The 13,380-nt window shown below is 61.9% G+C and carries 15 protein-coding genes; 1 reads left to right on the top strand and 14 read right to left on the bottom strand.

Features of this window, described 5'->3' with window-relative positions; all coding sequences use genetic code 11:
• Positions 1–304: 304 nt before the first annotated feature.
• Positions 305–1,159, top strand: coding sequence for an aldo/keto reductase (locus DF200_RS07955; RefSeq protein ID WP_109137745.1), 855 nt, complete (start codon positions 305–307; stop codon positions 1,157–1,159).
• A gap of 11 nt (positions 1,160–1,170) precedes the next feature.
• Here DF200_RS07955 and DF200_RS07950 read toward each other — a convergent pair whose 3' ends face one another.
• The 14 genes from DF200_RS07950 to hisI form a co-directional block, all read right to left on the bottom strand.
• Positions 1,171–1,848, bottom strand: coding sequence for a MerR family transcriptional regulator (locus tag DF200_RS07950; protein ID WP_439098323.1), 678 nt, complete (start codon positions 1,846–1,848; stop codon positions 1,171–1,173).
• A gap of 52 nt (positions 1,849–1,900) precedes the next feature.
• Complete coding sequence (locus DF200_RS07945; protein WP_109137743.1) at positions 1,901–2,341, bottom strand: FHA domain-containing protein; 441 nt, start codon at positions 2,339–2,341, stop codon at positions 1,901–1,903.
• A gap of 5 nt (positions 2,342–2,346) precedes the next feature.
• Positions 2,347–3,177, bottom strand: a complete 831-nt coding sequence (locus DF200_RS07940; protein ID WP_109137742.1) for a DUF881 domain-containing protein — start codon at positions 3,175–3,177, stop codon at positions 2,347–2,349.
• Positions 3,178–3,196: 19 nt separating this feature from the next.
• Positions 3,197–3,529, bottom strand: a complete 333-nt coding sequence (locus DF200_RS07935) for a small basic family protein (RefSeq protein ID WP_109137741.1) — start codon at positions 3,527–3,529, stop codon at positions 3,197–3,199.
• A gap of 2 nt (positions 3,530–3,531) precedes the next feature.
• On the bottom strand, positions 3,532–4,503 hold the full coding sequence (locus tag DF200_RS07930) for a DUF881 domain-containing protein (protein ID WP_158275821.1): 972 nt from the start codon (positions 4,501–4,503) through the stop codon (positions 3,532–3,534).
• Positions 4,493–5,143: a CDP-alcohol phosphatidyltransferase family protein gene (locus DF200_RS07925; RefSeq protein ID WP_109137739.1), complete on the bottom strand. Its 651-nt coding sequence runs from the start codon at positions 5,141–5,143 to the stop codon at positions 4,493–4,495. The genes DF200_RS07930 and DF200_RS07925 overlap by 11 nt, the downstream gene beginning before the upstream one ends.
• Before the next feature lie 13 nt (positions 5,144–5,156).
• On the bottom strand, positions 5,157–6,008 hold the full coding sequence (gene hisG, locus DF200_RS07920) for an ATP phosphoribosyltransferase (RefSeq protein ID WP_109137738.1): 852 nt from the start codon (positions 6,006–6,008) through the stop codon (positions 5,157–5,159).
• A 78-nt stretch (positions 6,009–6,086) separates the two neighbouring features.
• Positions 6,087–6,350 carry a phosphoribosyl-ATP diphosphatase gene (locus tag DF200_RS07915; protein WP_109137737.1) on the bottom strand — a complete coding sequence of 88 codons (264 nt, stop codon included), beginning with the start codon at positions 6,348–6,350 and terminating at the stop codon, positions 6,087–6,089.
• Between the two features lie 86 nt (positions 6,351–6,436).
• A complete protein-coding gene (rpe, locus tag DF200_RS07910; protein ID WP_109137736.1) occupies positions 6,437–7,102 on the bottom strand; it encodes a ribulose-phosphate 3-epimerase in 666 nt (221 codons plus the stop codon).
• An 81-nt stretch (positions 7,103–7,183) separates the two neighbouring features.
• A complete protein-coding gene (gene lgt, locus DF200_RS07905) occupies positions 7,184–8,137 on the bottom strand; it encodes a prolipoprotein diacylglyceryl transferase (protein WP_109137747.1) in 954 nt (317 codons plus the stop codon).
• Between the two features lie 92 nt (positions 8,138–8,229).
• On the bottom strand, positions 8,230–9,102 hold the full coding sequence (gene trpA, locus DF200_RS07900) for a tryptophan synthase subunit alpha (protein ID WP_109137735.1): 873 nt from the start codon (positions 9,100–9,102) through the stop codon (positions 8,230–8,232).
• 21 nt (positions 9,103–9,123) lie between these two features.
• Positions 9,124–11,214 carry a bifunctional indole-3-glycerol phosphate synthase/tryptophan synthase subunit beta gene (locus DF200_RS07895; protein ID WP_109137734.1) on the bottom strand — a complete coding sequence of 697 codons (2,091 nt, stop codon included), beginning with the start codon at positions 11,212–11,214 and terminating at the stop codon, positions 9,124–9,126.
• A gap of 75 nt (positions 11,215–11,289) precedes the next feature.
• Positions 11,290–12,870: an anthranilate synthase component I gene (gene trpE, locus DF200_RS07890; protein ID WP_109137733.1), complete on the bottom strand. Its 1,581-nt coding sequence runs from the start codon at positions 12,868–12,870 to the stop codon at positions 11,290–11,292.
• Entirely contained in the window at positions 12,867–13,283 is a 417-nt protein-coding gene (gene hisI, locus DF200_RS07885) for a phosphoribosyl-AMP cyclohydrolase (protein WP_109137732.1), read from the bottom strand. Before hisI ends, trpE begins: the two co-directional genes overlap by 4 nt.
• Positions 13,284–13,380: the final 97 nt, after the last annotated feature.

Raw genomic sequence — 13,380 nt, 5'->3', positions numbered from 1 at the left:
AGCAAACAACACCACTCGGAAGCGATGTCCGCCGTGCCGGGCAACGAGTGAATAACTTACACCACACCACACAACCATGCAAACCAACCCCGAACACAACACCCGAAAACCCTATAAAACAAACGCCTCCCCCGGCGTGTCGAAAAACGCGCAAAACACCCACACAACACCACAAACCGCAGCAAATGACTAGCCCATCCTCATTTCATTCCTCATCATCGTCGAGTAATGTCATCATAGGGATTCGAAACAAATCGACCCGCACCATCAGATCATCCTCACATACATGAAAAGAGAGTGCATCATGACACTTCTGGAACCTCCCGCCATACCCGTCCGCAGGGCGCATGACGGTCTTGAACTGCCTGCCATCGGCTTCGGTACGTACAAAGTCAACGGATTCGCCGGAGTCGAAGCCATCATCTCGGCGCTGGAGGTCGGCTACCGGCTGCTCGACTCCGCGTTCAACTACGAGAACGAGGGCGTGGTCGGCAAGGCGATTCGCGAATCCGGCGTGCCTCGCGAGGACATCATCGTCACATCCAAGCTGCCGGGCCGACATCATCAGTACGATCAGGCGCGCGCCACCATCGAGGAGTCCGTGGCCCGCATGGGGCTCGACTACATCGACCTGTATCTCATCCACTGGCCGAATCCGTCCCAAGGCCAGTTCGTGGACGCGTGGCAGGCACTCGTGGACGCAAGGCGGCAGGGCATCGTCCGGCATATCGGCGTAAGCAACTTCCTTCCCGGCCACATCGACCTGCTCGTCCGCGCCACAGGTGTCACACCCTCCGTCAACCAGATAGAACTGCATCCGTTCTTCCAACAGAACACGCAACGCGCCTACGATGAGAAGCACGGCATCATCACCGAAGCATGGAGCCCGCTGGGCCGAGCGAATCAGATGCTCAAGGACCCCACCATCAAACGAATCGCCGACAAGCACGGCATCTCCCCCGTCGCCGCGATCCTGCGCTGGCATCTCCAGCTCGGCGACGTGGCCATCCCGAAGTCCATGAATCGCGAGCGCCAGCGCGCCAATCTCGATCTTTCAGGCTTTGAGCTCGACGCGCAGGACATGCGTGACATCGAAGCCATGGACAACCCCGAGGGACGGACATTCGCGCAGGACCCCCACTGGCATGAAGAGGCCTGAGCCAGAAACGGCTAGCCGAGTCCCGATTCGAGTCGGCCCGTGGATGACGGCCCCCGGTCCTGCACGAACCGCCTGCGCAGACGACGTTCGGTGATCTCATCGAGGCCATGGCCGATTCCAGGAGCGCTTTTCCCCCGCTGCGACGTCAGGTCCACGAACTCCTCGTGGGCCAAGGCGTCGCGGGTCCGATGCCACAGCACGCCCACCGATACGCCGAAAACCGCGTCTCCCCCACGCACAAGGGCGATGACCTCCTCGTCGGTGACGCATTCGTGTACGGTCTGGCCGTCGCACATGATGGTGATGTCCTCAAGCTCCGCCGCGTCATGCTGCATCAGGCAGTCTATGGCACCGGTGACGTTCTGCAGATTGATGCCCGCGTCCAGAAGCTTTTTCGATACGGCGAGAATGACGACGTCCTTGAACGAATACAGACGCCTCGACCCGGAACCATGAGAGGGACTGATCGACGGCTCGACAATCTGCTTACGGGCCCAGTAATCCAATTGCCGATAGGTGATGCCCGCCACACGTGAGGCGACGGTGCCTCGATATCCGCGGGTCTCATGGGATTCCGCCTCGTCGAAAAGCCGCCCCTGCACGACGTTCGTCGCACGGAGGTCCGTACGGTCGTGCAGGGGCACATGAAGGGTCAATCGAACGCCATCGTTGTCTCCCATATCGGTCATCCTTCCGCGGATTGACTTGCCATCATGCCCAGTCTAACCGCGTAGGACGCCCTTATGCCGATACGACGGCCGATTTCGTAAAGAAGACCAGACGGAATTTTCCGATCATGATTTCGTCCCCGTTCTTCAATACGGCCTCATCCACGCGCTGGCGGTTCACGTAGGTGCCGTTGAGCGATCCGGCGTCCTGCACGGTGAACCGTCCGTTGACACGCCGGAAGACGGCATGTGACCTGGAGACGGTGGAGTCGTCGAGAAGGATGTCGGAATGGGGGTCCCGGCCGACGTTTACGACGTCCTCATCCAAAAGATATCGGGAACCGGAAACCGCACCGCGGGTGGATATCAACAGGGCCGAATTCTCATCGAGACGTGCGATGGTGTCCAGGTCCTGCTGGGTCAGGGGACGGTCCCCCGCAGTCGTGATCGGAATATGAATGGCCGGGATGCCGATGATGGTGGTCTCTCCGGCGGTTGGAATGGAATCAGTCATAGTTGTTATTCTACAGTCCTTGCGTACTTATAGTCGGTTGATTGTCGCACCGCGTTGATCTGGACGCCGTCCGACTGTACCACGCTGACGGAGGCGCCATGCTTCACACGCAGTTGCGAGCCCACGCCTCCTGCGATCTGAACGGCGTTCTGCAGGGCCGAGGGGTCGCCTATCGCCTTGATGGTGTATGGCGGTGTCACGGACTGGCCGCTGCAGGCCACGCCGGAATCCGTGTCGGTGAACGATGTGGAGGTGACCACGCGCACTCCGTTGAACTCCATCACCTCGGCGCCGGCGTTGCGCAGCTCCTCGATCAGGGTGAACATCATGGATGCCGGGATGTGTCCGTTGCGCTGGCCGACGGTGATGACCACCCCTTTGCCCTCGGCTGGCAGACGGCCCGAAAGGATGCCGCTGCTTTCCTCGTTCTCCTTGGCCACCCGCTCGACCTCCTTCTGCTTGTCGGCGGCCGATTTGATGGATCGCAGCTGCTCCGAGAGCTGGGCCTTCTGCTGTTCGAGCGTGTCCACCTGGGCGCTGGTCTCGTCGAGCAGACGCACAAGTTCGTCCTCGCTCAATGTGGCATATGACGATTGTGAGTTCTGCAGCTGGGTCACGTAGCCGAATCCCAGCAGCGCACATAGGACGATGATGAGGATGGAGGTGGCGACCCGTCCGCGCCCGTCCTTCCTGCGCGTGGGACGCGGGGGCTTCTTCCGCACCTGCGGGAACGTGCCGGTGGAGACGTCGTCGTTGATCTCGTCGGCCATCTCCTGATGCAGGAGACGGTTCAACGCCCGCGGCTGCCTGTGGTTGTGGTTGGTGTCTTTTGCCATGGTGTCTCGTCGCGGCCTTTCAGCCTCTGAAGATGAACCGGCGGATGGCCGATACGTTGGAGAAGATTCGTATGCCCAGGACGACGATCACCGCAGTGGTCAGCTGCGAGCCCACGCCAAGCTGGTCGCCGAGGAAGACCAGAAGCACGGCGGTGACGACGTTGGAGAGGAAGGAGATGACGAAGACGCGATCGGAGAAACTGCGCTCGAAGTATGCGCGCGCCGACCCGAGAAGGGCATCGATGGCCGCCACGACCATGATCGGCAGATAGGGCTGAAGCGCGACGGGGACGTCGGGCTTGATGAAGATGCCCACGACGACGCCCACGATGAGACCGATGATTGCCGGCATGCCTACTCTTCCCCTTTACGCGCGTATTTGAGGTCGGGCGACCCCGATGCCTCAAGTGTAATAGTATTGTTGCGCGACACGTCGGGATATATCCCCACCTGGGCGAGAGCGTCGTAGAGGGCGGTGTTGCTCTGTTTGCCGACAGCACGTGAGAGCGAGCCCCTGTCCCCTATGGCCTGGATCCTATACGGGCTCTGCACCGAGGTGACGCCGATGAGGATGGTCTGGCCGGCGACACGTATGGATGACTGCACGCCGATCCTGATGCCGTTGACGGCGATCGCCTCCGCGCCCGCGCCCCATAGATTGGATACGAACATCTGCAGGTCGCTGTCGGACACCACGCGGATGGCGTGTCCTTGCTCGTCCCTCGGCAGGTCGCCCTTCTGATCCTCGGCGGCGATGGGGTCAGCCAATGTGACGGTGACGCCGGGACCGGTCACGGCGACGGTGCCGTTGAGTATGGCGTCCCTTTTGGTGGTGGAGTCGTCGCTGGATTGCATGCTGTTGGTCAGGGATTCGATCTGCGAACGCTGTGACGCCACGTCGGATTGGAGCGAATGCTGTTTGTCGTTCAACGCCGCGACCTGGCTGGCGAGCTCCTCACGAATCTTCTGCCGGGTGTTCATATGCAGTTCCTGTACGATGACACAGCCCGAAATCCCGACGATCACGCAGAAAACGAAGGTGAGGATCCTCGTGATCCATACCATGGTGGCCGACCGGGTTTGGGGCAGCAGCGTGGAATCCTCGAACAGCGGATCAAGGGGCCGGTTGGTCAGATCGTCGATGAGATGAAGAGACTCGTCGTTGACCTTGCGCCGACGCGACCGACCGGGGACATGCGCCTCATCCTGGACGGCATGACGGTTTATCAGACCGAAGACGGACCGGGAAAACGCACTGCGCCGGCGCATGGGGGCGCTGTCCGGGTCGACGTCGAACGAGACCGGGGGGCGTCCGTCAATCGACATGGTCCCGCCTTGAACGTCTGCGGATATCCCGGTGCAGCAGGGCATACCCCTGCAGGATGTAGATGAGTCCCGCGATCCAATACAGCGACGCACCCCATATGGCACCGGCCACGCCGATGAGGTGCAGCACCTGGAAGAACGGCCGTACGCTCAGGTCGGCGACGATGAGCACCGGCACGGACATGAGCAGAAGTGCGGTGCCGGCCTTGCCGACGAAATGAACCGGCAGGGGGCCGTAGTCATACTGCGCCAGCAATAGCACCTCAAGGAGCATGACCACATCGCGCAAGCCGACGACTATGAGCAGCCACCATGGCAGGATATGCGCCCATCCCAGTGCGAGCATGGAACAGATGATCAGCAGACGGTCCGCGATTGGGTCGAGAATCTGTCCTATGCGGCTGACCTGGTCGAACCGTCGCGCGATGTATCCGTCGACGCCGTCGGACGCCGATGATATAGCGAGGACGACCAGCGACCAGATCAGATACCGCTTGGAGATGAGGACCGCTATGACCGGTATGGAGAGAATGCGAAGAAAGCTGATCGCATTCGGCACCGTCCATATGACGTTCTGCGGTTCCGGGCTGAATGCCTCGTCCTCGCCGCCGCGGTCGCTGTCGTACGTATGACTGCCCATGCGTTCCGTGGGGTCACATCCGGGATGCCTGAAGTGCGGTGACGATGATGCCGCGCGCACCCACCTCATACAGCCTGTCCATAAGCTGGTTGACCTTGGCCTTCGGCACCATCACTCGCACGGCGTTCCACTGCTTGTCGTGCAATGGGGAGATGGTGGGACTTTCGAAGCCCGGGGTCACGTCCACCGCGGCGGCGACCTTCGACACGGGAATGTCGTAGTCCATGAGCACATAACGCTGGGCCGTGAGCACGCCTTCGAGACGCCGTCCGAGGACGGTCAGGCGCTCATCCTTCGGGTCGAGACGCGGTGAACGGATGAGGCATGCCTCGGAATGCATGATCGGATCGGCGAAGATGCGCAGTCCGGCATTGCGCAGCGTGGTGCCGGTGGAGACCACGTCGGCGATGAGGTCGGCCACGCCCAGCTGGACGGAGGATTCGACCGCACCGTCAAGATGGATGGTCTCGGCGTTGATACCGTGCGCCTGCAGGTAATCATGCACGAGCTTGTCGAAGGATGTGCCCACACGCTTTCCCTCGATGTCCTCAAGCTTGGCGTACGAGGATTCATTCGGCGCGGCGAACCGGAACGTGGAGGCTCCGAAACCCAGCGGCAAATGCTCGATGGCCTCGGTGCCGGAGTTCTTGAGCAGGTCCTCGCCGGTGATGCCGCAGTCAATGGTGCCTCGGCCGACGTATACGGCGATGTCCAGCGGACGAAGATAGAACAGTTCGATGCCGTTGTCCGGATCCTCCACAACGAGCTGTCGTGAATTGCTCCGCAGCCGGTAGCCGGCCTCGGACAGCATGTTCCAGGCGGGTTCGGACAGCATACCCTTATTGGGCACTGCGATTCTCAGCATGTTTTCCCCTTAGTGATGAATTTGTCGGATCGCATGGCAAGCCCATGCGCCCCTTGATGCATCTGACCAGAATCGGAATCACAGGTGCTTGTAGACGTCTTCGAGGCCGATGCCTCGGTCAATCATCATGACCTGAATGTGGTAGAGCAGCTGGCTGAGTTCCTCGGCGGTGCGGTCAGCACCCTCGTATTCGGCGGCAATCCAGCTTTCCCCGGCCTCCTCGACGAGTTTCTTGCCGATGAAATGCGTGCCCTTGGCCAGCTCCTCGACAGTAAGCGACCCTTCGGTCTTGGCTGCGGCTTTTGCGCTCAGTTCTTCGAACAAGGAATCGAAGGTCTTCATAACTTGGGGTTCTCCTTTGGTGTTGCCGGATGGCGAAATCCGTCCGGCGGTTTTCCGGCCCTCCGGCACGGAGAGCCGGACGGGACTCAGGCCTTGTACGCTGCCTGGGCGTTGTTGCGGATCTCGTCGATGGCCTTGGCCGGGTCGTCGGCGCAGTAGACCGCCGAGCCGGCGACCAGCACGTCGGCGCCCGCCTCCGCTACGATGTGCGCGGTGGAGGGGCTCACGCCGCCATCGACCTGAATGTGGGTGTCGAGGCCACGGCGGGTGATCTCGTCACGCAGACGACGGGTCTTGGCCATCTGGTTGGCGAGGAATTTCTGACCTCCGAATCCGGGTTCGACGGTCATGATGAGAATCATGTCGAATTCCTCAAGGATGTCGAAGATGGGCTCGACCGGTTCGGCGGGGCGAACGGCGAAGCAGGCCATGCATCCCATGTCACGCAGCTGGCGGGCCAGACGCACGGGGGCGTGGGTCGCTCCCATGTGGAAGGTCACGGAACGTGCCCCGCACTTGGCGAATTCGGGGGCCCAGCGGTCGGGGTCCTCGATCATGAGGTGGACGTCGACCGGCAGGGGGCTGACCTCGCAGATGCGTTTGACGATGGGCTCGCCCAGGGTCAGATTGGGGACGAAGTGATGGTCCATCACATCGACGTGGACGAGGTCGGCGTTGGCGATGGCGTGCAGATCACGCTCAAGGTTGCAGAAATCCGCCGATAGGATACTTGGTGCAATTTGAATCGTCATGATACCCATTCTAGAGAAGCTGAACGACGATGCGCGGAAGCGACATCACCGTTCATGCGCTGTTCATATTCGGGGCGTCAGTCATTGGCCTGCCGCCGGAACGCCCGAACCCCCGTCCCCGCGGGTCTTCGCCGACTCCTGCTGGGCGATGCGTTCCAGTTCGTCCGCGGTCACCTCGGTGAGGCGACGCGACAGGTCGGCCCGATCCCTCCCTTTGGCATTTAGTACGACGAAGAGCACGACGCCCAACAGGAACACGATGATGGCAGTCCATACGTTGACGCGCAGACCAAGGATTTCGGTGGAGTAGTTGATGCGTAGCATCTCGATCCATGTGCGTCCCGCTCCGTACCAGATGAGATACATCGAGAAGATCTGCCCGCCTTTCAGCATGTGAGACAATCTATTGCCGACGATCACAATCAATGCGGCGCCTACGAGGTTCCAAATCATCTCGTAGAGGAAGGTCGGATGGAACAGGGTGCCCACCGGACAGGGCTGGCCGTTGTAGCACACCTGCGTCTTGCCCATGGCGTCGGCATCGTTCAGAGCCAGCCCCCACGGCAGGGTGGTGGGTTTGCCGTACAGCTCCTGGTTGAACCAGTTGCCGAGACGCCCGATCGCCTGCGCGACCATGAGGCCTGGGGCGAGCGCATCGCCGAGCAACGCGAACGGATACCCCTTGTGCCGGCACCATAGGAACGCCGCCAGGGCACCCGCCCCGATGCCGCCGAATATGGCCATTCCCCCCTCCCAGACCTTCACGATGTTGAGCGGATTGCCTGTGGGGGGAAAATACGCCGCCGGCGTGGTGATGCAGTGGTAGAGGCGCGCTCCGACAAGTCCGCTTGGCACGGCGACCAGCGTGGTGTCGAGCACCTGGTCGAAGAATCCGCCCGACTTCTTCCAGCGCACGCTGAGTATCCACACGGCGAAGCACACGCCGATGAGGATGCAGATGGCATACATGTGGATGGTCACGGGTCCGATATGGAATTCGGAGAATGTCGGGGAAGGGATCGACGCTACGCTCATCATGCCTCGCTTGTGGTAGGGACGGTGCTCCGCACGTGCATGGGGGACCATGCACGTGCGGATCCGCCTTCAGCTCGCATTGTGTGTTCCGTTCAGTGCCGCGCGCCGCGTACACCCTCGGCCAGCTCGTCGGTTTTCGCGGCGAGCAGTCCAAGACCTTCGGCGGAGTCACGGGCGGTTCGATTGTCATCGTTCAACAGCGTGTGCACCAGGGCGGAGCCCACAATCACACCGTCGGCATAAGAACCCACCTTGGCCGCCTGCTCCGCGGTGGAGACGCCGATGCCCACACAGACGTTGCTTGCGCCGGCCTGACGTGTACGTTCGACGAGACGCTCCGGCGAGGACGAGATGGTGTCCCTTTCACCGGTGACGCCCATACGCGATGCCGCGTAGACGAAGCCACGCGCATTGCGGGCGACCGTCTCCAACCGCTCCGTGGACGAATCCGGGGATACGAGGAAGATTCGGTCGAGACCGTGCCGGTCGGAAGCCTCAATCCACTCCCCCGCCTCGTCAGGAATCAGATCCGGGGTGATGAGTCCGGCTCCGCCGGCATTCTCGAAATCATGGGCGAAGCGCTCCACACCATAGTGGTAGATGAGGTTCCAGTAGCTCATGATCAGCGGGACGCCGCCTGCCTGGGCCACGGTCTCCACCGCCTTGAAGACGTTGTTGATGCTTTCGCCGTTGTCGAGCGCAATCTGGCTGGCCGCCTGGATCACCGGGCCGTCCATGACGGGGTCGGAGTAAGGCAGACCGATCTCCACCGCATCGACGCCGTGCTCAACCATGGTTCGCAAGGCATCCAATGAGGTGTCGGGATCGGGGAACCCGTAAGGCAGGTATCCGATGAATGCGGGACGGTTCCGTGACCGCAGAGCATCGAACATCGTTTCGGTGGGACTGGTCTTGTGGCTGATGCCCAGGGGCTGCCCGGAGGGCGTGGTTGCTGCATTCGTCATTGTTCTTCGCTCCTCTTGTTCTCAGGCGACGGCGTTGCCATGTGCGCCGGTCACGTCGAGTGCGGCCGCCTGGTCGTCCGTCAGGTAACCGAACCATTTGCCGGCCGTGGCCATGTCCTTGTCGCCTCGTCCGGAGATGTTGATGATCATCACGGCCTTGTCGTATCCCTTGGACTTGAGGTCGGCGGCCGCCTTGTACGCGCCGGCGACGGCGTGCGAACTTTCGATGGCGGGGATGATGCCTTCGGTCTGGCTCAGGTCGCGGAAGGCGTCCATCGCCTCTTCGTCGGTCGCCCACGAATACCTGACGCGGCCGATGTCCTTGAGCCAGGCGTGCTCCGGCCCGACCGACGCGTAGTCGAGACCCGCGGAGATCGAATACGTGTCGAGTGTCTGGCCTTCTTCAGTCTCCAACAGATAACTCTTGGCACCTTGGAACATGCCGAGCTGTCCGGTTCCCGGCGCGAATCGGATGGCGTGCCGCCCGGATTCAGGACCATTGCCTCCGGCCTCATAACCGTAAAGGTTGACACGTTCGTCGTCGAGGAAGGCGTTCATCACGCCGATGGCGTTGGATCCGCCACCCACGCACGCGCACACGGCATCGGGATGGTCAATCCCGTACCAGTCCCTGAGCTGCTGCTTGGCCTCTTCGCCGATGATCTTCTGGAAATCACGCACCATCTCGGGGAACGGATGGGGACCTGCCACCGTGCCCAGCAGATAGTGGGTGTCCTTGACATTGGTGACCCAATCACGCAGGGCCTCGTTGATGGCATCCTTGAGGATCCTGTCTCCGAGGGTGACCTCCACGACCTCCGCGCCGAGCATGCGCATGCGTGCCACGTTGAGTGCCTGGCGACGGGCGTCGATCTGCCCCATGTAGATGCGACATTTCAGTCCCAGCATCGCGCACACGGTGGCGGTGGCCACACCGTGCTGGCCGGCTCCGGTCTCAGCGATCACGCGGGTCTTGCCCATACGCTTGACGAGAAGCGCCTGCCCGAGCGCGTTGTTGATCTTGTGGGCGCCCGTGTGGTTGAGGTCCTCGCGTTTGAGGAAGATTCTGGTGTCAAGCCCCGTCCGATCCCGCACGAGCGCGGCGAACCGCGGCGCCTCGGTCAAAGGCGAGGGACGTCCCACGTAACGCTGCTGCAGCGTCATGAACTCCTTATGGAATTCGGGGTCATTCTTGGCCTCGTCATAGACGCGTTCCAGTTCATCCAACGCGGTGATGAGCGCCTCGGGAACATAACGGCCACCGAACTGCCCCCAGTACGGCCCGTGATGTTCGCTCAACGGCGTGGTCTCTGATGATTTCACTCTTGATCCTGCCTTCACTAGTCGTTCCACTGCAAGCTCATGGTCATCGGCCGTGGCGACACCCTCGCCGACCAGAACGGCGTCGGCACCCGCACGGCCATAGTCCTCGACCTCCACGGCGCCGAAAACCCCGGACTCCGCGATACGAATCACGTCGTCCGGAAGATTCGCGGCAAGCTCGTCGTACTTGTTCACGTCCACACGAAGGTCCTTCAGATTGCGGGCGTTGATGCCGATGACCCTGGCTCCCGCGGCGACGGCGCGATCTATCTCCTCTCGGGTGTGCGTCTCGACGAGAACGGTCATGCCGAGCTCATGGGCGAGGCCGAGAAGGTGCCGCAGCCTGTCGTCGTCCAATGCCGCGACTATGAGCAGTACCATGTCGGCACCATGCGCGCGGGCCTCCCAGACTTGATAATCGGTGACGATGAAATCCTTGCGCAGCACGGGAATCCGCACGGCCTCGCGGACCTTGTCCAGATCGTCCAGAGACCCGAGGAAACGGCGTCCTTCGGTAAGCACCGAGACGGCGCTTGCGCCGCCCCGTTCGTATTCGAGCGCGAGCGCCGCTGGATCCGGGATGTCGCTCAGATGGCCCTTGGACGGCGATGCACGCTTGATCTCGGCGATCACCGGTATGGCGTCGGGACGCTTAAGCCATCGACGAGCGTCGAGAGGTGTGCGGCCACTGCGCGCCACCTGTTCCTTCAGCGCCTCCAGAGGCACCGTCCTCTCCCGATGCTTCTGGTCTTCGACGGCTCCCGCCACCAGATCGTCCAATACCGACATGATTCTCCTTTTCGATGTGGTTGGAATCGACAGCACACCTTATAGCACAGGTACACCGTGCTTCGCTCGAATATTCTATCTGGCGGCTTTCAGCTGGGCCGCAATCTGCACCGCCTCGACGGAGGCCTCGGCCTTGTTGCGGGTCTCCTGCCATTCGTTCCCCGGCACGGAGTCGAGCACTATGCCGGCCCCGGCCTGAACGCTGGCCTCGTGGTCCCGGAGGAACGCGGTGCGGATGGCGATGGCCATGTCCATGTTGCCCGAGAAATCGAAATACCCGACGGTGCCGCCGTAGATGCCTCGGTCGGCCACTTCCAACTCGTCGATGATGTCGATGGCCCGGGGTTTGGGCGCGCCCGACAGCGTACCGGCCGGGAACGCGGACTTGAAGACGTCGAATGCGGTGAGATCCGGATCGACCCTTCCGGTGACCGTCGAACAGATGTGCATGATGTGGCTGAATCGTTTGATGTCCATGAGTTTGACGACCTCGACGCTGCTGGGAACGCACACCTTGCTCAGATCGTTGCGCGAAAGGTCCACGAGCATGATGTGTTCGCTGCGTTCCTTGGGGTCGGCTAGCAGCTCCTCGGCCAGACGCTCATCCTCCTCCGGGGTGGCGCCACGGGGTCGGGATCCGGCGATCGGGAAGGTGAGCGCATGGCCGTCGTCCACCTTGATGAGCGTTTCCGGGCTGGAGCCGATGACGTTGAAGTCGCGTCCCTCCGGGTCGGTCAGGGTCATGAAGTACATGTATGGGCTGGGGTTGAGCGTACGGAGCACACGGTAGACGTCGAAGGAGTCGGCCGGGGAATCCAGATCGAGCCTCTGGGAGATGACCGTCTGGAACACGTCGCCGTCCACGATGTGCCGCTTGGTCTCCTCCACGGCGTGCTCATAGTCCCCTTTTGCACTGCGGAACCGCAACTCAGGCCGTGGGCGAGTCTCGTCCAGCACGCTCACACGCGCCTCACCGTCGACCGGGGTCGCCGCCTTGCGCTGCATGTCGTTCAGCCGTGCGACGGCCTCGTCATAGGCGGCATCGGCGCGAGTGGGCTTGTCGTCCACGTTCACGGCGTTGGCTATCAGCCAGACGGAGCCGCTGACATGGTCTACCACGGCGATGTCAGTGGCAAGTGCCAGTGCCAGCTCGGGCTGCCCGGTCTCGTCGGGGGCCTGGGCCCGGAGCGTGGGCTCCCAGTGACGAATCACATCCCAGCCGACGGAGCCGACAAGCCCGCTGGTGAGATTGGGCAATCCCTTGACACGGGGCGCCCTCAACGTCTTCAACGCAGCGTGGGCCACTTCGATGACGTCGCCATGGGTCGGTACGCCGACCGGTACCTCGCCGATCCAGTCGGCCTCGCCATGGTCGGAGCGCAACTGGGCGATGGAGTTCACTCCAATGAAGCTGTAACGGCTCCATGAGCCCCCGTATTCCGCGGATTCGAGAATGAAGGTGCCGGAACGCCCCCCGGCGAGACGCTCGTAGAAGCCTACGGGGGTCAATGAATCGGCGAGCAACCTTCTGACGATGGGCACCACCCGATAGCCGGCATCGGCGAGGACGTGGAACTCCTCGCGGCTCGGCCAGGTGCCACCCCAGCTGAGGTGCTCGACGCTGCATTCGATGTCGTTCGCCCTGACCGTGCTCATTGTCCGTTATCCTTCTGTTCCGCCGTACGATGTCCGATGACGACGGGGAGCGCGCCCCCCTCGTCGAAGCATGATCGCTTGCCCGTGTGACAGGCCGCTCCCACCTGGTCGACCTCGACCAGCAGTGCGTCGCCGTCGCAATCCAACGACACCGCCTTCACATACTGCACGTGTCCGGAGGTGTCTCCCTTGCGCCAATACTCCTGCCGGGACCGTGACCAGAAGGTCACACGTCCGCTGGTCAGGGTGCGGCGCAACGCCTCCTCGTCCATATAACCGACCATCAGGACCCGCCCAGTATCGTATTGCTGGATGACCGCGGCCACCAGGCCCTTCGCGTCCTTCTTCAGACGCCGCGCAATCAGCGGGTCGAGCTGTGTGTCGTTATCGTATGTTTCCTGCATCGTCGTCATTCCTCGTTATCACCTCGTGCGCGTACACATGGCTGGGCACGCGACCGAAATCCGTTCCAGTCCACGGTCGCATAATCGGCCATCGTATGCCGTGTAT

It is taken from the genome of Bifidobacterium catulorum, assembly GCF_003129925.1.
Lineage (GTDB): Bacteria > Actinomycetota > Actinomycetes > Actinomycetales > Bifidobacteriaceae > Galliscardovia > Galliscardovia catulorum.
Note: the sequence above shows the minus strand (reverse complement) of the source record. Positions and strands in the feature narration are given on the sequence as shown.

Coding starts and splice junctions, on each gene's coding strand:
- DF200_RS07955 (WP_109137745.1), top strand. CDS start 305: ATGACACTTCTGGAACCTCCCGCCATACCCGTCCGCAGGGCGCATGAC.
- DF200_RS07950 (WP_439098323.1), bottom strand. CDS start 1,848: ATGACCGATATGGGAGACAACGATGGCGTTCGATTGACCCTTCATGTG.
- DF200_RS07945 (WP_109137743.1), bottom strand. CDS start 2,341: ATGACTGATTCCATTCCAACCGCCGGAGAGACCACCATCATCGGCATC.
- DF200_RS07940 (WP_109137742.1), bottom strand. CDS start 3,177: ATGGCAAAAGACACCAACCACAACCACAGGCAGCCGCGGGCGTTGAAC.
- DF200_RS07935 (WP_109137741.1), bottom strand. CDS start 3,529: ATGCCGGCAATCATCGGTCTCATCGTGGGCGTCGTCGTGGGCATCTTC.
- DF200_RS07930 (WP_158275821.1), bottom strand. CDS start 4,503: ATGTCGATTGACGGACGCCCCCCGGTCTCGTTCGACGTCGACCCGGAC.
- DF200_RS07925 (WP_109137739.1), bottom strand. CDS start 5,143: ATGGGCAGTCATACGTACGACAGCGACCGCGGCGGCGAGGACGAGGCA.
- hisG (WP_109137738.1), bottom strand. CDS start 6,008: ATGCTGAGAATCGCAGTGCCCAATAAGGGTATGCTGTCCGAACCCGCC.
- DF200_RS07915 (WP_109137737.1), bottom strand. CDS start 6,350: ATGAAGACCTTCGATTCCTTGTTCGAAGAACTGAGCGCAAAAGCCGCA.
- rpe (WP_109137736.1), bottom strand. CDS start 7,102: ATGACGATTCAAATTGCACCAAGTATCCTATCGGCGGATTTCTGCAAC.
- lgt (WP_109137747.1), bottom strand. CDS start 8,137: ATGAGCGTAGCGTCGATCCCTTCCCCGACATTCTCCGAATTCCATATC.
- trpA (WP_109137735.1), bottom strand. CDS start 9,102: ATGACGAATGCAGCAACCACGCCCTCCGGGCAGCCCCTGGGCATCAGC.
- DF200_RS07895 (WP_109137734.1), bottom strand. CDS start 11,214: ATGTCGGTATTGGACGATCTGGTGGCGGGAGCCGTCGAAGACCAGAAG.
- trpE (WP_109137733.1), bottom strand. CDS start 12,870: ATGAGCACGGTCAGGGCGAACGACATCGAATGCAGCGTCGAGCACCTC.
- hisI (WP_109137732.1), bottom strand. CDS start 13,283: ATGACGACGATGCAGGAAACATACGATAACGACACACAGCTCGACCCG.